This is a genomic window from Halobacteriovorax sp. JY17 (assembly GCF_002753895.1).
Taxonomy (GTDB): Bacteria; Bdellovibrionota; Bacteriovoracia; order Bacteriovoracales; family Bacteriovoracaceae; genus Halobacteriovorax.
In genome coordinates, this window is the sequence record NZ_NJER01000001.1 from 1,473,468 (window position 1) to 1,489,763 (window position 16,296).

Below are 16,296 nucleotides of genomic sequence, written 5' to 3' on the forward strand. Positions count from 1 at the left end.
TCAAATCCTATTTTTTATCGGTATTTTGAGAGATTTTGTTTAGCTCAATTTAAACTTAAGCAAGTCATTTCAAATGCTTATGTGTTTGACCAAAATTGTACATACTCATCTTCATAGCTTAGCTTGCTTAAGTCCTTAACCCTATCAATATAGAGTTTTCCAAAAAGGTGGTCCAGCTCATGTTGAAAAACTGTCGCTAAGAAGTCTTCTAAGACAATTTCTGACTTTTTAGCGTCTTGGTTGTAGTAAGTAACTTTGACTTTCCTAGGCCTTTGGACAAAACCTCTGAGCCCTGGAACAGACAAGCACCCCTCCCAGAAACCTTGAAGTTCTTGATCGAGAACTTCAATTATAGGGTTCACTATAATAAATAATTCGCTCTCTGCTGCATTTGGATATCTCTCTGAATCTCCAGGGATTTTTATAATCGCTACTTGGCTAGAAATACCAATCTGTGGTGCGGCTATACCTATGCCACCATTTTCGTTCATTGTATCAACGAGGTCATCAATAAGAGAGCTAAAAGCTTCAGAACCAATAGCTGAAATATCATACTCTTGAGCGACTTCTCTAAGTACTGGGTTTCCCATTCTAGTTAATTCTTTTATCGCCATAATCACTCCTGTAAATCCATGATAGAATAAATTTGAAAAAGTCGCTAGAATTAATACTTATCTGTACGAATCAATAAGGATTTCTTGTTTGCAACAAAGTAAAAGTAACTACATGACACCTTCTTGCTTCAAGAAGCTTTCAGATGAAATGGAAAGACTTATAAAAGTTGAAAGACCAGAGACCACAAGAACGATTGCTTGGGCCGCAGGGAATGGAGATCGTTCTGAAAATGCTGATTATATTTATGGTAAGAAGAGACTTAGAGAAATTGATCGAAGACTCAGGTTTTTAAAGAAGAGACTTGAAGATTCGGTTGTTATAAATCCTCTAGATATGAATTCTGAAAAGATTCAATTCTCAGCAACGGTTACAGTTGAAAATGAAGAGGGAGAGGAAAGGATTTATACAATAGTTGGAATTGATGAAATAGATATTTCAAAGGGATGGGTGAGTTGGAAGTCACCAATTGGAAGGACTCTTCTTGGAAAAAGTGTTGGAGACTCAGTTACGATTACAGCTCCTAGAAATACGTTTGAATTAGAAATTATAAAAGTCGAATATAAGGAAATATTATGAATATACAATGTGAAGTTTCTCTTGGTGAATTAGTAGATAAAATCTCTATTTTAAAAATTAAAATGGAGAAAATAAAAGATACTAGTAAAACAGATTTAGTATTGTCTGAATATAAGGCTTTAAATAAAACTCTTGAGGAATTACGTCTAAGTGGAATTGAGAATTACTTATCTAAGCTTCAAAAGATTAATACGGAGTTATGGGAAATAGAGGACGATATTCGTGAATGTGAGAAGAGAAGTGACTTCTCTTCTCAATTCATAAGCTTGGCCCGTTCAGTTTATATAACTAATGATCAGCGCTTTGCAGTAAAGAATGAAGTGAATAATAAGTACGGATCTTCTATGAAAGAAGTAAAATCTTATGAAGAATACTAGTTTTCTTTTATTATCTCTTCAACATTCTCATTGATCTATGGTACATTTTTTAAAAAATATTTTAGAGGAGTCCTTGATGGCAAAGCTATCAATTGAAGATAAGTATAAACTTTACGAATCTTCAGTTCAAAACCATGAAACAGATATTGAATTTATCAATAAAGAGTATCGTAAGTATTTTAAGAAGAAACCCTTCACACTAAGAGAAGATTTTGGTGGTACAGCTGCTATGGCCTGTGATTGGGTGAAGCAATCTTCAGAGCATAAGGCCTGGGGGGTTGATTTAGACTCTGAGCCAATTAAATACGGTAGAGAGAATCATTATTCAAGATTAAGCGAAGCTGAAAAATCAAGAATGAGTTATATTGAAGGAAATGTTTTAGACAGCAGAGAATTCAAGTCAGATATTGTTGTTGCATTTAATTTCTCTTATTTTATTTTTAAAGAAAGAGCAGTCCTTCTTAATTACTTTAAAAAAGTCAGAGAGGGACTAAATGATAATGGAGCATTCTTTATTGATCTATTTGGTGGAACAGATGCTTGCCAAGAAATGGTAGAGGAAACGGACCATGATGATCATACATATTTCTGGGATTGCGATAAATTTAATCCAATAACTTCAGAGGTCTTGTACTACATTCATTTTAAGTATCAAGGTAAGAAGCATGAAAAAGTTTTTACATATGATTGGAGAATGTGGGGGCTAACAGAGCTTCAGGATATTATGAAAGAAGCAGGATTCTCAAGTGTCATTCCATACTGGGAAGGCGAGGATGGCGACGGTGGAGGTGATGGAAACTTCTATCCGGCCAAGGTCGAAGAGAATTGTGAATCTTGGGTCACTTATATTTGTGCTTTAAAATAAAAAAACCGGCTTAGGCCGGTTTTTTAGTTTTCGTATCCACCATCAATAATATCGATATCTAAATCATAGTCATAATCAGGTTCAACATCATTAAGTGGTGTATATTTCTTAATTATATGGTTCTTTATATTATTAAGAGTGAACATAGTCTCTCTCGTTTGGCAGAAATCAAAAGTGGAGTTCCCAAGTAGCACTTCATCAATAACTTGCTCTTTTGATAGTTGAGTATAGTCATTGAGGCCTTCATTTACATCGTCAATGAATTCTTCTAGCGTATCCCCGAGACCAACTTTAGATTCAATAATTAACCTTTGAGCGTAAGCTCTGCCTTTGAACTTCTTGAAGTTTGAAATAGTTGCTTTAATAAAGTAAGTCCCTTCATAAGTGAAGGCAGCACCATAGAGAATTCCAGCAGTACTTAGTTCTATATTTAAGGAGAGAGTTCCTCCGAGAGTCGCACCTGTAGAAGAAATTGCACCTGTTGAGAAGTACACTCCTGTTCTAATTGGAGTGATTACCGGCTCTGTAAGGGCGACTAATTTAAATTTGTCGTATTCTCTTTCACAGTCTGCAAGAGATGAGAGTGAGAGAATCATAGTGAGAGAAAGTAGGATTAACTTATTCATCTGTAGTATCCTCTTTTGGAGAAAATTCTAGGAAAGTATGCTTCTTATATTTTTTTGAAAACTTTTCGACTAATTTATCTTCCACACCTTCGTGGACAATAAGTATTTTACTTGGAGAGTCTTTAATTAGTATTGATAGGGTAGACTCTACTGCTAAGAGAGTTGATTGATCTGCTGCCTTATTAATTAAGGCAATATTTAAAATATTATTAAAACTTTGTGTTTGATAGAGACCTACGAGGTTCGATTCTTTTTTCTCAAGAATTCCGCTTGTGAGATAGTTGAATTCTTGGAAGTATCTACTTGAATTTTGAAACTCTTTTTCACTGATCCAAAGAATGGAATTAATAGAATTATCAATTGTGTTTAATAATTCCTTATCCATCTTATTTTCCTATTGAGTCTAGAGTTCCATTTATAAAAGAATAAGAATCTGCAGTTCCGTACTTCTTGGCCAAGTTAACCATTTCGTCTATAACGACTGGCTTAGGTGTCGCCTTAACATAGAGGATCTCATATGCACCAAGCATTAAGAGAGCGTAATCAATTTTTTCTAATTGATGAATCTTTCTCTTATGAAGGTGCTTACTAATTTCTGACTCTAGAGTTGATTTACTTGTAAAAACACCACCAGAAAGAGAGAGCGCAAAGTTTTGCGAACCAGAAGGTAGTTGGTTATTTGGATGCTCTTCATCTGGTTCAACACAAGACTTGATAAATTCTTCGATGAACCTTTCATATTCAGCTTTTGGATTCTTGGTTAGAACGAGATCTAGAAGATTTTCGTTTGAGCATAGTACTTTATAAACTAGTTTAAATGAAAATTCTCTGGCAATTGTCTTATTGCTGAAGTTGCTCACGTTCTACTCCTTTTGAAGCTGTAAGGTTTTTAAGTAAAGAAGAAACAAATCCTTCAATATCTTTATAATCCCAATAGAACGAAGCAAATCTTGTATATGCAACTGGGTCAAGATGAAGTAGTTCTTTCATTGTTAATTCACCGACAACATTGGAAGGAACTTCCTTTGGATAATGTTCGAGCATATGCCTTTCAATTTTTTCCATTAGCTTTTCAAGGTCTTCTGTTGAAACGGGTCTTTTTTGAGAAGCTTTTTTGAGACCACTTAGAATCTTGTCTCGGTTATAGCTTTCACGTCTACCATCATGTTTGAGCACGGCTGGCATTTGAATTTGAATTTTCTCGTAGGTCGTAAATCTATTATCACAACCTTCACATTTTCTTCTTCTGCGCACACTTAAACCCTCTGGCATTAAGCGAGAGTCTACAACTTTTGTGTCGGTAACGTGGCAAATTGGGCAATGCATAGTAATTCCTAATAATTTAAAAGGTTTTTTACGTTATATGAGGCTTCATTGGCAAGGCATTATTTAAAATGTCTGAAAAATATACATATAATTTCAATCGCTTATGAGTTTCTTCTTTTAATAAAGAGACTCCATTCTTTTCTTAATATTTTCAGTGAATTACCCGTTAGGGAGTTGTTAAGGGAGAAATTCATGAGAAAGTGGTTCATTGTATTTTGTGTGGTTACAATTCCTGTAGCGTCTTTTCTGATTTACCTACACCCGTTGTGGTCACTGTGGTTGATTATTCTCCTACCGTCATGGTTGGTTGGGATTTATGATCTTACACAAACTAAGCATACTATTAAGAAGAATTATCCTTTATTTGGAAGGTTGCGCTATGTAATGGAGGAGCTTCGTCCAAAAATCTATCAGTACTTTGTAGAAAGCGACACCGATGGAACTCCTATAAATCGAATTAACAGAAGTGTTGTCTATCAAAGAGCAAAACGTGTTCTAAGAACAAAGCCTTTTGGAACACAAGTGAATGTTTACGAACCAGGTTATGAGTGGATTAATCATTCGATGTATCCTCTAAGTGAGCATGAAGTTCCTTTAGAGAATCTAAGGGTTGAAATAGGCTCTAAGCATTGCTCAAAGAAGTACAATGCAAGTATTTTAAATATATCTGCTATGAGCTATGGCTCTCTAAGTGGCAATGCTGTTGAGGCCTTAAATAAAGGGGCAAGTCTTGGTGGATTTGCTCAAAATACTGGCGAGGGAAGTATCAGTGATTTTCACTTAAAACATGAAGGTCATATTATTTGGCAGATAGGAACGGGATACTTTGGAGCGAGAGATCACGATGGAAATTTTTCTGAAGAAAAGTATATTGAGAATGCAACAAGAGAGTCTGTGAAGATGATTGAGATAAAACTCTCTCAGGGGGCGAAGCCTGGTCACGGGGGAATTCTTCCTGCAAAGAAGAATACACCAGAGATTGCGAGAATTCGTGGAGTAAAACCGTTTGTGGCAGTAATATCACCTCCAGGGCACACTGAATTTCATAATAGTGATGGGTTAATTGACTTTATTCAAAAGTTACGTGATCTGAGTGGAGGAAAGCCTATAGGCATAAAGCTTTGCTTTGGTAAATTACATGAGTTCGAAGAGCTTTGTATAAGAATGAAAGAGAGGGATAATTATCCTGACTATATTGTTATCGATGGCGGAGAAGGTGGAACAGGTGCCGCTCCTCTAGAATTTTCAGATAGTCTTGGAACGCCAATGACGGAGGGACTTGTCCTTGCTTGTGATACGTTAAAGAAGTATGGACTTAGAGATCAGATTAAAGTTCTTGTGTCTGGAAAAATCATTACAGGCTTTCATATGGTAAGAGCAATTTCATTGGGTGCAGATGCTTGTTACTCAGCAAGGGCAATGATGTTGGCCCTCGGTTGTATTCAGGCCTTAATTTGTAATACAAATAAATGTCCTGCGGGAATTGCGACTCAGGATAAGAGTTTATCTTGGGGCCTTGATGTCGAAAATAAAGGGGTTCGTATTAATAATTTTCATCAAGAAACTATTAACTCAGTTAGAGAAATTCTTGGAAGTGCAGGAGTGGACCACCCAAATAAGTTGAAAAGATCAGATATTTTTAGAAGAATTTCACCTACTAAGGTTAAAAATTTAGGAGAGATCTATCCATTTGATATCAAATAGATTTTTCGCTGAAAAGCCTTCTGTTTAAGTTTAATCCATTTAGAGCCGATAAGCTTTTAGTGAGAGTGTATAAATGAAATATTCTAGTTTCTTTGTTCTATTAATTTTAGTTTTAACATCCTGTCGAAAGACGGGTGACTTGGGTTCTATTGGTCAGAGTCTGAGTCCAGATGTTTCTTCAGATGCGAAGAAATTAACAGAGAACTTTGAAAAAATGCCATCAGCATATGATGTGAATGATTATATTAATGAAAAGTTGAGCGGTAACAGAGCATCATGCCCAGTTGCTGAAGATAGGTTTATGGCAAGTAAAACGAAAAGAGCTTCTTCAAAGAATGAACTATGTAATTATCCAGAACTCGGAAAGAAGTGGATTCAAAACTGTGAGAAATTATTCACAGATGGTGAAGTTCCAAAAGATGCACTAACTTACGCTTTAAAAGCTTTCAAAAAAAATTCAAAGAGTTTCCAAAATAAGAATTGTTATATGTTAGGAGATACAAGACACTATTCTATTGGCGGCATGACACGAGGTAAGTTTGAGGGAGCTCTTAAAAATGGTATTCCAAATAAGTGCCAAATCGTTATCAATAATACGAAAGAAAAATTGAGTACCTATAGAGGAAGAATGTATTACATCGATATCTGTAAAGGAAAGGTTGTAAAGTCTTACTTCAATATGGGAACAGGTCCAAAATTCAAAAATGTTTCAAGTCAAAAGTCTACGGTCAAAGGTGTCTTTCTTACAGGAATGAAGACGTTTGATTTCAGTAGCCAAAAGTCTGGCTATAAAGAAATTCGAAGAAAAGCTAAAGATAATAAGGCCGATGCTCTTGCCTTAATTGGACTACAATCAACAAATAATGGAAGTGCTGTAGATTATAAGTATATGCACGTCTCTCCGTACCAATCAAGTCATGGATGTCCTTCAATTGCAGGAAGTAATGCTTGGATGATTAAGGAGCTTGCGAAGAATGGGCCTTCAATGGTTGTTAATTATGCTGACGGTATGCAAGATATAGATGACGTAAAAAACTGTGGACCTAGGAAAGGAAAATGAAATTAATTCTAGCGATATTCCTATGTCTAGCGATTACAAAATCTTTTGCTAAAGACTTCTGCTATAGTTTTAAACTTGAAAAACAAAATAATATAGAGCTTAAAATTAAGAATAGTTCCAAGAAAAATTTTGTCACTGTGGAGTCTCTTAAAGGAGAAGAGATATTCTTCTGTACTAATGATTCGGGTAGTTACAAATGTTCTGGAGATGATGATTCTGGAAAATTTTCATTTGATTCTAAGAAAATGACTTTAACTATTCAGTTCATAACTTTTGGCAATCCTGATAACGTTACTCTCGAAGTCACTAAGCATCCAGAGACTAAAGGCAAGAGCTGCCTCTAGTCTGATTGCGAAATAGTTTAGTAGACAGGAAATTCTTTACATAGAGCTAAGACTTCGGCCCTAACTTCTTTTAACACTTCCTCATTATCATGATTCTTTAATGCCTTAGACATCCAAGCACCAAGTTGATCCATGTGCTTTTCTGTTAATCCTCTTGTTGTAATCGCCGGAGTTCCAATTCTTACACCAGAAGTAATGAATGGAGACCTCTTATCTCCAGGAATCATATTCTTATTACAAGTGATTCCTGCAGCCTCAAGAGCGTGTTCGGCCTTCTTTCCTGATAGATTAACAGAGTCAGTCTTTAAAAGTAGAAGATGATTATCAGTTCCCCCCGAAACAATTTCAATCCCTTCGCTTTGAAGTTTTTCTCCAAGAGCTTTTGCATTGGTGATGACTTGTTTTTGATATTCTCTATAACTAGGGTCTAGTGCTTCTTTGAAAGAGACTGCTTTTGCTGCGATTACATGCTCAAGTGGTCCACCTTGAATTCCAGGGAAGACATTGAAGTTGATCTTCTTTGCTAGTTCTTCGTCATTAGTTAAAATGATTCCACCTCTTGGTCCTCTAAGCGTTTTATGTGTTGTCGATGTGACAACGTGAGCGTGAGGAACCGGGTTAGGATGGAGGCCTGCGGCAACAAGACCAGCAATATGGGCCATGTCAACCATGAGGTATGCACCAACTTCATCGGCAATAGTTCTAAATTTTTCAAAATCAATTGTTCTAGGGTATGCTGAAGCTCCAGCAATAATCATCTTTGGTTTTTCTTTTATTGCAAGCTCTCTTAGTGCTTGGTAGTCAATCGTTTCAGTCTCTAGATCAAGTCCGTAAGGGATAATTTCAAATAACTTTCCTGAAAAATTAACAGGCGAACCGTGAGTAAGGTGGCCTCCTTCTGCTAAATTCATTCCAAGAACTTTATCGCCAACTTCTAAGAGTGAAAAGTAGGCCGCCATATTGGCCCCTGATCCTGAGTGAGCTTGAACGTTGGCAAACTTTGCTCCGAATAATTCCTTAACTCTTTCAATTGCTAGAGTTTCAATAGAGTCTACAACTTCACAACCACCATAGTATCTCTTACCTGGAAGACCTTCGGCATACTTATTTGTAAGTATCGTTCCTTGCGCCTCCATTACTGCTTTAGAAGTATAATTTTCTGAAGCAATAAGTTCGAGTCCTTCCTCTTGTCTTACTCTTTCTAGTTCTACTAGCTTTGTAATCTCAGAGTCCATTATGCTAAGTGAATTTGCATCTTTATGAAACATATTTAATCCTTTTATTCAGTATATCTCTTAAGAAGAAGTGATGAGTTTGTTCCACCAAAACCAAATGAGTTATTAAGTGCGTACTCAACTTGAACTTCTTTTGCCTTATTTGCAACATAATCTAAATCACATTCAGGGTCTTGATTATCAAGGTTAATTGTTGGAGGAAGAATTCCTTTATAAAGCGCCATTGCGCAGAAAATACTTTCGACTCCACCAGCAGCACCTAGAAGGTGGCCAATCATAGACTTTGTAGAAGAGACATACATATTCTTTGCATGATCTCCAAAAGTTTTCTTAATTGCCTTAGTTTCTCCAAGATCTCCAAGTGGTGTTGAAGTTCCGTGAGCGTTTACATAGCCAACTTTATCAGGAGTAATACCTGCTGAATCAACACACATCTTCATACATCTATAAGCACCATCACCTTCTGGATGAGGAGCTGTAATATGGTGAGCGTCACTTGAAGTTCCATGTCCCACAACTTCAGCATAAATTTTTGCTCCACGAGCTTTTGCTGATTCGTAATTTTCTAGAACTAAAATTCCTGCACCTTCACCAATAACAAATCCGTTTCTATCAACGTCAAAAGGACGTGATGCCTTCTCTGGCTCTTCAATACTTTTTGAAAGTGCCTTCATTGAAATAAATCCACCCATTGGTAGGTTGGAAAGAACAGATTCTGCACCACCTGTGATCATTACATCTTGTCTTCCGGCCATGATCTCAAAAGCTGCTGCAGAGATTGCGTGAGCTGCCGAAGCACAGGCCGAAGCAATCGTGTAGTTCACACCTTGGAGGTTAAGCTTAATACTTAAAAGACCTGTGGCCATATTAGGAATAATTCCTGGAATAAAGAATGGAGAAATTCTTCTTGGACCTTTTTCCATAAATGTTTCGTATGATCTTTCTATTTCTGGGAAACCACCCATTCCTACACCAAGGATAGATCCGATTTTTTCGGGACTATAAGTGTGGTTTTCAAGACCTGCATCTCTCCAGGCTTCGTAGCCTGAGTGAAGAGCGAAGTGAATGAATTTATCATATCTAGAAGCTTCTTTTGCTTCTAAGATTTCAGGATCGATTTCAAAGTTCTTAACTTCGCCGCCAATTTGCACTGCGAGTTTTTCGATTGGAGTATTTTCAATTTTTGAAATACCAGGCTTACCTTCAACGATATTTCCCCATACTTCATCTAGTGAATGACCAAGACCACAGATGGCTCCCATTCCTGTAATAACAACTCTATTCATTTGTAGATCCTCAGCTATTTTTAATATTGAATTTCAACACATAAAATATAGTGTAAAAAAAAAGGGAAGCCTATAGTTGCTTCCCTTTTTTTTATCTGATTTTATTTAAATTCTTATTGTTTCTTTTCTAAGTAAGTAACAACGTCAGATACAGACTTAAGACCTTCTGCGTCTTCTTCTGGAATTTCTACTCCAAACTCATCTTCCATTTTCATCATTAGCTCTACGATGTCTAGTGAATCAAGGTTAAGATCGTCTACGAAGCTAGTTCCTGCGTTGATTTTTGCAATATCAATCTTAGTTGCATCACTTACAAGTTTAATTACTTTTTCTTCCATTGTTTACTCCTTATATGTGTTTGAATACTTTACTTAAATATATAATCCGCCGTCAATCTTAATAACTTCCCCTGTAATATATGATGAGGCGCTACTTAGTAAAAAATTCACTAGGTTAGCCACTTCTTTTACATCACCAAGGCGGTTTAACGGGATCGAAGCAAGATACGCCTCTTTTACCTTTTCATCAAGTGCTTCGGTCATATCTGTTTCAATAAAACCTGGACATATTGCGTTACATCTTACGTTTCTAGAGGCTAGTTCCTTAGCATAACTCTTTGTAAATCCTAGCATTCCGGCTTTCGAGGCCGCGTAAGCAATTTGGGAAGGATTTCCCATAAGACCTACAACAGAGCTAATATTTACCACTGAAACATTCTCCGCTCTAAGGAATGCTCTCGAGAGAGCTGACGTTACAAGAATTGATCCTTTAAGATTTGTATCAATTGTTTGCGCGATATCCTCTTCTTTTAATCTTAGAACAATTTGATCTTTCGAGATTCCTGCGTTGTTTACAAGTCCCGTAATCGCTCCGTGTTCTTTATTAAAAGAATCAAGGGCCGTTTTTATTTGCTCGCTATTAGTTACATCAAACATAACACCTGTTGCATTTGTTGCACCGGCAGCTTTTAATTCTTCTTCGATCGTTTTAGCGATATCTTCTTTTCCTTCACGGAAATTAAAAACAACGTGAGCTCCTTGAGAGGCAAGGTTCATTGCAATTGCTTTTCCAATTCCTCTTGTTGCTCCAGTAACTAAAACTATCTTGTCTTTTAAATCTTCAAATTTGGCCATCATGATAGAAGCTCCTTAAGCTCATCAAAGGCACCTTCTTTATCTAGTGAGATGACTTTGATATTTCTATTTATTTTTCTAACAAGTCCCATGAGAACTCTTCCTGGTCCACATTCAATACAAATAGTGTCATCAGGAAGTTCTTGAATACTTTGAGTCCAGAGTACTGAACCATCGACTTGCTTAATTAAATTATCTTGAATTGTTTGAGCACTTGTTCCTGCCGGATATTCTTTCGCATCAACATTTGCAATATAAGGAAGAGTGCTGTCTTTGAATGCAATGCTAGTGAAAGCATTATGTAAATTATTTGCAGCAGGCTTCATTAATGATGAATGAAATGGTGCCGAGACTTTTAGCTCAACCGCTCTATAAGGCTCTGTCCAGTTCTCTTCTAACCATGCAACAGCTCTATCACAAGCATTAGCTTCTCCAGATATTACAATTTGTGATGGCTCGTTAAAGTTGGCTGGCATGACTTCAGAGCCTTCCTGACTAGCCGCTTTACAGGCATCTATAATTTTTTCTTGTGGAACTTTCATGATGGCAAACATTTTGCCTTTTCCCTCTGGAACAGCGTCTTGCATATACTTTCCACGAAGGTGGACTGCATTGAGAGCATCTTCATAAGAAATCGCTCCTGCGGCAACAAGGGCTGCGTATTCGCCAACAGAGTGACCTAGTACACGATCGATCTTTACATTCTTTTCCTCGAGAATTTCTTTTGCTTTTTCAAAGAGAGCAACAGAGTGACTTAAGATTGCAGGTTGAGTGAACTTAGTAAGTTTGAGATCATCTTCTGGTCCTTCAAACATCATTTGAGTTAGGTTAAAGCCAAGAGCTTGATTTGCCTTTTCAAAGAGGTTGAATGCTGTGTGACCCTCGAGAGACTTTCCCATCCCTACATACTGAGCACCTTGACCTGGGAATAATAGAGTAACTGATTTTGTCATTTCTAATCCTTAGTTTAGTAACGTAGTAGAGTGGCCCCTGTCGTGAGTCCTGCACCAAAAGCATCAAATAGTACGATGTCACCACGTTTAATTCTTCCGTCTTGAATTGCTTCATGAAATGCCATTGGCACTGTTGCGGCAGAAGTGTTGGCGTACTTGTCTATATTTACGATTACTTTTTCAGGATCAATGCCAAGAAGCTTTCCTGTTGTTTCGATAATTCTAATATTGGCTTGGTGTGGAACTAACCAATCTACATCTTCTAATTTTAAATTCGCCTTTTCTAAAACTGTTTTAGCATTCTGAGCGAGAGTTCTTGTTGCAACTTTAAACATTTCTCTACCTTTCATTTGCATGAAGTGAGATCTATCATCAAGGTGTGTGGCCGTAAGAGGATGAACAGCTCCTCCAATTGGTTGGTCAAAGAATTCTTTACCTGTGCCATCAGCTCCTAGGTGAGTTGCGAGAATATCAGACTCTTCGCCTTCTTCGCTTCTTCCTATGATTGCAACACCACATCCGTCACCAAAGAGAATACAGGTCCCTCTGTCTTCCCAGTTCACTTCTGTACTAAGCATTTCAGAACCAACGACTAAAATATTTTTTAACATTCCCGTTCTAACCATTGCTTGTGCCATATTAGTTCCGTAAACAAAACCTGAGCAAGCAGCTGCAATATCAAGAGCTGCACAGTGATTAGTAATTCCTAATTTTTGTTGAAGTATAACTGCTGTGTTTGGAAGTTTGTAATCAGGAGTAACTGAACCAAAGAGAATCATGTCAATATCGTTTGGTTCTAGGTTCGCTGCTTTCAGAGCTTGAAGACTTGCATGGTAGGCCATGTCGCTTGGGAATTCTCCACCTTCAGTATTTGAAATTCTTCTCTCACGAATACCTGTTCTCTCAAATATCCACTCATCATTTGTATCAACCATTTTTGAAAGATCATCGTTAGTTAAAACTTTCTTAGGAACAAACATTCCTGTCCCTTTAATCTTTACCTTATATTCCGTCATTTTTCCTTCCTATCTTTATGAGGTAGTAAAATAACAAATTTGCTTTCGATATGAAAAGAGTTAATTGAGAGAGAGGAGGTAGGGGATATTTAGACTATGAACGCAAAAAAGCAGAAAAATTAGTTTCCCAATAATTCTGCTTCTAATTTATTTTAAATTTTATTTTAAAAAGAATTACTCTTCAGTAGTTTCTTCTCTATCTGCTTTTGTTTCGAAGATCTTTTGACCTTTCCAGAAACCAGATGGAGAAATACATCCCTTCTTAGTTAATTCACCAGTTGTGTTATCAACTACAACATTGTTGTTTGCATATAATTTATGGTGTTGCCCAGCTCTTCTTAAACCTTTTTTTGAAACACTGGTTTTCTTCTTTGGTACTGCCATCTTCTACTCCAGATATGTAACTTTAACTTAATTATTTTTCTAATAAGGGTGAATATTTACGCTATATTAACCCATTTATCAAGCTTTTTAACTCATTCTATAGGACTTATTGGGCCCCGTGTCCACAATCGTCGTGATTTAAGTCACTTCCACATTGTCCACATAGGCCTTTACAGCTTTCACTATGCAGAGGGTATGGGTTGAGACCAAGATAAATATGCTCATGAACAACTTTTTTAATGTGACACTTTCCTCTATTGTGAAAGTAAACTTCTAGTTCTGAATTGTCTGCCCAGACAGATAAATTCTCGTCGAATTCTTCTGCATCTTCAAACTTATCAGTTATAAAGACAGCGCTAAATTCTCCTCTAGCTGTTTCTGCTGCTGGGGCGAGGCATTTAATGCAAGGAGTAAGAAAATTACAGTCAAAATCTCCGCGAACGATCAGTCCTTCGCCGTAGCTAGGGATTCCTTTTCTCTTAATTCTAAGATTCACGGTCATTTTTCTATTTTCAGGATCTTTTTCGTGCTCTTCTAGATTTTCTTCTAGCTCGGCAAGTAAGTCATTAACCCACTCACATGATTTATCGAGATGATATTCTCTCTCTTCCTCTAAAAAACTTTCGAGCCTTGGATACTCGTCTAGTTTGTCTTTTATGTCTCTTTGCAACATGGTAGCCTCTTCATAGTAAATATGTAGGGCTTGTAGCTTATAAGAAGCTAAAAGTACATTGGATATATCTTTTTTTCAGACGTAGGTTTTTGTGATTATAGCTATTTGTGGATTTATGGGAGCGGGGAAAACATCATTTTTAAAAATGTATCCCGAGGCCAATTCTGTTGATTTAGATAAATTTATGAGTGAGCAATTAAATCAGGAGCTAGGGGACTTTATTCGTGAGAGCGGATGGGAGAAATTTAGAGAATTTGAAAGTAAATCTCTTTCCTTGGCTCTTGATTCTATTGGGGAGGAGGGGCTTCTCTCCCTTGGCGGAGGCTCCCTCGACTCATTAGAAAATAGAGAACTTCTCTCCAAAAGAGGTGTTAAAATTTTACATCTCGCAGTTACATTTGAAGAGGCGATGAAGAGAATTAAAGGCGATGAAAATAGACCTCAATTGGATAAGGGCCGCGAGGAGCTTCTAGCTCTCTTTACTCAGCGGGAGGAGGTCTTTGAAAAAGCTCAAGACTGCTCTCTGCCCTCTGATTCTCAGGTCTGGCCAACAAATTGGACTGTTCTTAAATCTTTTTTTTAAAGCGGCCATGGTTTTGATATTAGACGTATCGTGTAAAGAAAGTCATAATATGGAGATATTCGCCAATGGGAGAAAAATATGAATTCGAATAGTTTAACAGTCGCGTTATTGCTTGAAGATATGGCACTGGCCAAAGAGTTTTCGGATATCTTCCGCGAGCTTGGAGTAGTTCCGCACTATTATGAAGATCTCGATTCATTTTGGAATGGTACTCTTGAAGTACTACCAACTCTCTCTCTAATTGATGTAAAGAAAATGCATGAAGGGAATTTACTTCTAAAGAAGCACCCATTCGTGATCAATGAGCAAATGCCAATGGCCTTTTATTTTACAACAGGCTCAGCTCCTCTTCTTCATTCAACTTTTGATTTCTTAAACCTTGGAACAATTCTTCACGGCGCAAATTATAAAGGGCAAATCAAGTCTATTTTAAAACGTCTAAATAAGATGATCTCATATGAGCATATGCTGAGTAATCTTGAACTTGAAAAAGGAAAGTTATTCAATCAAGTTCGAGGTCTTATCGAAGTCTCTCAGGTTTACAAAGAAGATAATTATTTTGAGAAATATTTAAAAGGTATTTTTACAAAATTTGATAGTGCTAAGAGAACTTCATTTGATTTCTTTGATGCATGTGAAACAGTTTTTTCTGAGCTTCAAGATATTGTAGAGTTTTCTTTTGTTGAATTAAGTGCCAATGGCCAAAGGCTTGTTTCTCCTGAAGGGCAGTCGATGAAGTATGTTTCTGTACCATCGCTCTTTCTTGGAAAAACTTGTAAGCAGGGGATCGCAGAGTTCGCTCAAAATATGAGCTCTCAAGTTGCTGTTGAGTTACTTGGTGGCGAAGTGATGTCTCTCAATGTCACAGGTAGTGATGTTAATCCAGATATAATTATTTACTTAAAACTAAATGACATGGAGCTTGCCGAAAGAATTGACTGGTCTTCTCTAGAGAGTCACTTAAATGGAATCTATGCTTACTTTAGAGATAATGGAAAAGCTGTTATTAAGAGAGAAGCAAGATTTATAACTCCTTGGGAAGCTTTCTCTCTCTTTGATAAGCAAATAAAAATGGCCTCAGTTGGTGATATCAAGAATCAATTTGCTCTCGTTGATATTGACCTCTCTGAATTAATTCAGACGGCAAGAGTAGGAGACTCGGGAGAGTTTTCTTGGAAAGAATTCTTTCAAGACTTCGTTACAAGAGTGACTTCTACATTTAGTTATGAATTAAAATTTATTTCAATGGGTGTTTCAAATATCGGTGTTGTTTGTGATCATGAACACGTCGATCAAGTGATGAGCCATTTGAAAAATATAAGCGTACGTTTTTCTTACTGGCGCTATTTTGAGAGAGCAGATGCTCTTCTCTCTAAAAACTTAAAGCCTGAAATAAAAATGATTCCAGCCTCAGCAGAGGCCTATCTTCTTCACGTTGAAGATGTTAAATTCTCTGCTCTCGATGAATTAGAGTCTATTGCAATAAAGAAAAAGACTCAGGAAATTGTTTGGGGAAAAGCTCCGGAGAGGACTCTTTAAA

Annotated in this window: 21 protein-coding genes; 8 read left to right on the forward strand and 13 right to left on the reverse strand. The window is 36.9% G+C overall.

Going from position 1 to position 16,296, the window contains the following annotated elements; genetic code table 11:
- Window positions 1-77: 77 nt before the first annotated feature.
- Window positions 78-614, reverse strand: coding sequence for a peptide deformylase (def, locus tag CES88_RS06875; protein ID WP_290732767.1), 537 nt, complete (start codon window positions 612-614; stop codon window positions 78-80).
- A gap of 88 nt (window positions 615-702) precedes the next feature.
- Between def and greB the strand changes: the two genes are divergently transcribed.
- The 3 genes from greB (at window position 703) to CES88_RS06890 (ending at window position 2,433) form a co-directional block, all read left to right on the forward strand.
- Complete coding sequence (gene greB, locus CES88_RS06880; RefSeq protein WP_290732769.1) at window positions 703-1,191, forward strand: transcription elongation factor GreB; 489 nt, start codon at window positions 703-705, stop codon at window positions 1,189-1,191.
- Complete coding sequence (locus CES88_RS06885; RefSeq protein ID WP_290732771.1) at window positions 1,188-1,568, forward strand: DUF6165 family protein; 381 nt, start codon at window positions 1,188-1,190, stop codon at window positions 1,566-1,568. The genes greB and CES88_RS06885 overlap by 4 nt, the downstream gene beginning before the upstream one ends.
- Before the next feature lie 76 nt (window positions 1,569-1,644).
- On the forward strand, window positions 1,645-2,433 hold the full coding sequence (locus CES88_RS06890; RefSeq protein ID WP_290732773.1) for a class I SAM-dependent methyltransferase: 789 nt from the start codon (window positions 1,645-1,647) through the stop codon (window positions 2,431-2,433).
- Window positions 2,434-2,456: 23 nt separating this feature from the next.
- On the opposite strand, the gene CES88_RS06895 is transcribed toward CES88_RS06890, so the two are convergent.
- Genes CES88_RS06895 through nrdR form a run of 4 tightly spaced genes read right to left on the reverse strand, consistent with a single transcriptional unit; the run spans window position 2,457 to window position 4,385 of the window.
- Complete coding sequence (locus tag CES88_RS06895; RefSeq protein WP_290732775.1) at window positions 2,457-3,059, reverse strand: hypothetical protein; 603 nt, start codon at window positions 3,057-3,059, stop codon at window positions 2,457-2,459.
- A complete protein-coding gene (locus CES88_RS06900; RefSeq protein ID WP_290732777.1) occupies window positions 3,052-3,444 on the reverse strand; it encodes a hypothetical protein in 393 nt (130 codons plus the stop codon). Before CES88_RS06900 ends, CES88_RS06895 begins: the two co-directional genes overlap by 8 nt.
- Window position 3,445: 1 nt before the next feature.
- Window positions 3,446-3,919 carry a transcription antitermination factor NusB gene (gene nusB, locus CES88_RS06905; RefSeq protein WP_290732779.1) on the reverse strand — a complete coding sequence of 158 codons (474 nt, stop codon included), beginning with the start codon at window positions 3,917-3,919 and terminating at the stop codon, window positions 3,446-3,448.
- On the reverse strand, window positions 3,900-4,385 hold the full coding sequence (gene nrdR / locus CES88_RS06910; protein WP_290732781.1) for a transcriptional regulator NrdR: 486 nt from the start codon (window positions 4,383-4,385) through the stop codon (window positions 3,900-3,902). The genes nusB and nrdR overlap by 20 nt, the downstream gene beginning before the upstream one ends.
- 192 nt (window positions 4,386-4,577) lie before the next feature.
- On the opposite strand from nrdR, the gene CES88_RS06915 reads away from it, so the two are divergent.
- The 3 genes from CES88_RS06915 to CES88_RS06925 all read left to right on the forward strand — a co-directional run bounded on the left by CES88_RS06915 (window position 4,578) and on the right by CES88_RS06925 (window position 7,493).
- Window positions 4,578-6,089, forward strand: coding sequence for an FMN-binding glutamate synthase family protein (locus CES88_RS06915; RefSeq protein WP_290732783.1), 1,512 nt, complete (start codon window positions 4,578-4,580; stop codon window positions 6,087-6,089).
- A 73-nt stretch (window positions 6,090-6,162) separates the two neighbouring features.
- Complete coding sequence (locus tag CES88_RS06920) at window positions 6,163-7,149, forward strand: hypothetical protein (protein WP_290732785.1); 987 nt, start codon at window positions 6,163-6,165, stop codon at window positions 7,147-7,149.
- A complete protein-coding gene (locus CES88_RS06925; RefSeq protein WP_290732787.1) occupies window positions 7,146-7,493 on the forward strand; it encodes a hypothetical protein in 348 nt (115 codons plus the stop codon). Before CES88_RS06920 ends, CES88_RS06925 begins: the two co-directional genes overlap by 4 nt.
- Window positions 7,494-7,510: 17 nt before the next feature.
- Here CES88_RS06925 and glyA read toward each other — a convergent pair whose 3' ends face one another.
- The 8 genes from glyA to CES88_RS06965 form a co-directional block, all read right to left on the reverse strand.
- On the reverse strand, window positions 7,511-8,761 hold the full coding sequence (glyA, locus tag CES88_RS06930; RefSeq protein ID WP_290732788.1) for a serine hydroxymethyltransferase: 1,251 nt from the start codon (window positions 8,759-8,761) through the stop codon (window positions 7,511-7,513).
- An 11-nt stretch (window positions 8,762-8,772) separates the two neighbouring features.
- Window positions 8,773-10,014: a beta-ketoacyl-ACP synthase II gene (fabF, locus tag CES88_RS06935; RefSeq protein ID WP_290732790.1), complete on the reverse strand. Its 1,242-nt coding sequence runs from the start codon at window positions 10,012-10,014 to the stop codon at window positions 8,773-8,775.
- Window positions 10,015-10,127: 113 nt separating this feature from the next.
- A complete protein-coding gene (gene acpP / locus CES88_RS06940) occupies window positions 10,128-10,352 on the reverse strand; it encodes an acyl carrier protein (RefSeq protein ID WP_290732792.1) in 225 nt (74 codons plus the stop codon).
- A 33-nt stretch (window positions 10,353-10,385) separates the two neighbouring features.
- On the reverse strand, window positions 10,386-11,150 hold the full coding sequence (fabG, locus tag CES88_RS06945; protein WP_290732794.1) for a 3-oxoacyl-ACP reductase FabG: 765 nt from the start codon (window positions 11,148-11,150) through the stop codon (window positions 10,386-10,388).
- Window positions 11,147-12,100 (reverse strand): ACP S-malonyltransferase, encoded by a 954-nt coding sequence (gene fabD, locus CES88_RS06950; RefSeq protein WP_290732796.1) that lies wholly within the window; start codon window positions 12,098-12,100, stop codon window positions 11,147-11,149. Before fabD ends, fabG begins: the two co-directional genes overlap by 4 nt.
- 14 nt (window positions 12,101-12,114) lie before the next feature.
- Complete coding sequence (locus CES88_RS06955) at window positions 12,115-13,116, reverse strand: beta-ketoacyl-ACP synthase III (RefSeq protein WP_290732798.1); 1,002 nt, start codon at window positions 13,114-13,116, stop codon at window positions 12,115-12,117.
- 174 nt (window positions 13,117-13,290) lie between these two features.
- Window positions 13,291-13,500, reverse strand: a complete 210-nt coding sequence (gene rpmF, locus CES88_RS06960; RefSeq protein ID WP_290732800.1) for a 50S ribosomal protein L32 — start codon at window positions 13,498-13,500, stop codon at window positions 13,291-13,293.
- A 106-nt stretch (window positions 13,501-13,606) separates the two neighbouring features.
- Window positions 13,607-14,173: a DUF177 domain-containing protein gene (locus CES88_RS06965; RefSeq protein ID WP_290732802.1), complete on the reverse strand. Its 567-nt coding sequence runs from the start codon at window positions 14,171-14,173 to the stop codon at window positions 13,607-13,609.
- A 91-nt stretch (window positions 14,174-14,264) separates the two neighbouring features.
- Here CES88_RS06965 and CES88_RS06970 point away from each other — a divergent pair, with 91 nt between their 5' ends.
- Window positions 14,265-14,756 (forward strand): shikimate kinase, encoded by a 492-nt coding sequence (locus CES88_RS06970; RefSeq protein WP_290732804.1) that lies wholly within the window; start codon window positions 14,265-14,267, stop codon window positions 14,754-14,756.
- A gap of 78 nt (window positions 14,757-14,834) precedes the next feature.
- The gene (locus CES88_RS06975; protein ID WP_290732806.1) at window positions 14,835-16,295 is read left to right on the forward strand and encodes a hypothetical protein; all 1,461 of its coding nucleotides are present in this window, start codon (window positions 14,835-14,837) and stop codon (window positions 16,293-16,295) included.
- Window position 16,296 lies beyond the last annotated feature (1 nt).

Excerpts from the sequence above, each read along its gene's own strand:
- def (WP_290732767.1), bottom strand. The coding sequence starts at position 614 with ATGGCGATAAAAGAATTAACTAGAATGGGAAACCCAGTACTTAGAGAA.
- CES88_RS06885 (WP_290732771.1), top strand. The coding sequence starts at position 1,188 with ATGAATATACAATGTGAAGTTTCTCTTGGTGAATTAGTAGATAAAATC.
- CES88_RS06890 (WP_290732773.1), top strand. The coding sequence starts at position 1,645 with ATGGCAAAGCTATCAATTGAAGATAAGTATAAACTTTACGAATCTTCA.
- CES88_RS06895 (WP_290732775.1), bottom strand. The coding sequence starts at position 3,059 with ATGAATAAGTTAATCCTACTTTCTCTCACTATGATTCTCTCACTCTCA.
- CES88_RS06900 (WP_290732777.1), bottom strand. The coding sequence starts at position 3,444 with ATGGATAAGGAATTATTAAACACAATTGATAATTCTATTAATTCCATT.
- nrdR (WP_290732781.1), bottom strand. The coding sequence starts at position 4,385 with ATGCATTGCCCAATTTGCCACGTTACCGACACAAAAGTTGTAGACTCT.
- CES88_RS06915 (WP_290732783.1), top strand. The coding sequence starts at position 4,578 with ATGAGAAAGTGGTTCATTGTATTTTGTGTGGTTACAATTCCTGTAGCG.
- CES88_RS06920 (WP_290732785.1), top strand. The coding sequence starts at position 6,163 with ATGAAATATTCTAGTTTCTTTGTTCTATTAATTTTAGTTTTAACATCC.
- CES88_RS06925 (WP_290732787.1), top strand. The coding sequence starts at position 7,146 with ATGAAATTAATTCTAGCGATATTCCTATGTCTAGCGATTACAAAATCT.
- glyA (WP_290732788.1), bottom strand. The coding sequence starts at position 8,761 with ATGTTTCATAAAGATGCAAATTCACTTAGCATAATGGACTCTGAGATT.
- fabF (WP_290732790.1), bottom strand. The coding sequence starts at position 10,014 with ATGAATAGAGTTGTTATTACAGGAATGGGAGCCATCTGTGGTCTTGGT.
- acpP (WP_290732792.1), bottom strand. The coding sequence starts at position 10,352 with ATGGAAGAAAAAGTAATTAAACTTGTAAGTGATGCAACTAAGATTGAT.
- fabG (WP_290732794.1), bottom strand. The coding sequence starts at position 11,150 with ATGATGGCCAAATTTGAAGATTTAAAAGACAAGATAGTTTTAGTTACT.
- fabD (WP_290732796.1), bottom strand. The coding sequence starts at position 12,100 with ATGACAAAATCAGTTACTCTATTATTCCCAGGTCAAGGTGCTCAGTAT.
- CES88_RS06955 (WP_290732798.1), bottom strand. The coding sequence starts at position 13,116 with ATGACGGAATATAAGGTAAAGATTAAAGGGACAGGAATGTTTGTTCCT.
- rpmF (WP_290732800.1), bottom strand. The coding sequence starts at position 13,500 with ATGGCAGTACCAAAGAAGAAAACCAGTGTTTCAAAAAAAGGTTTAAGA.
- CES88_RS06965 (WP_290732802.1), bottom strand. The coding sequence starts at position 14,173 with ATGTTGCAAAGAGACATAAAAGACAAACTAGACGAGTATCCAAGGCTC.
- CES88_RS06975 (WP_290732806.1), top strand. The coding sequence starts at position 14,835 with ATGAATTCGAATAGTTTAACAGTCGCGTTATTGCTTGAAGATATGGCA.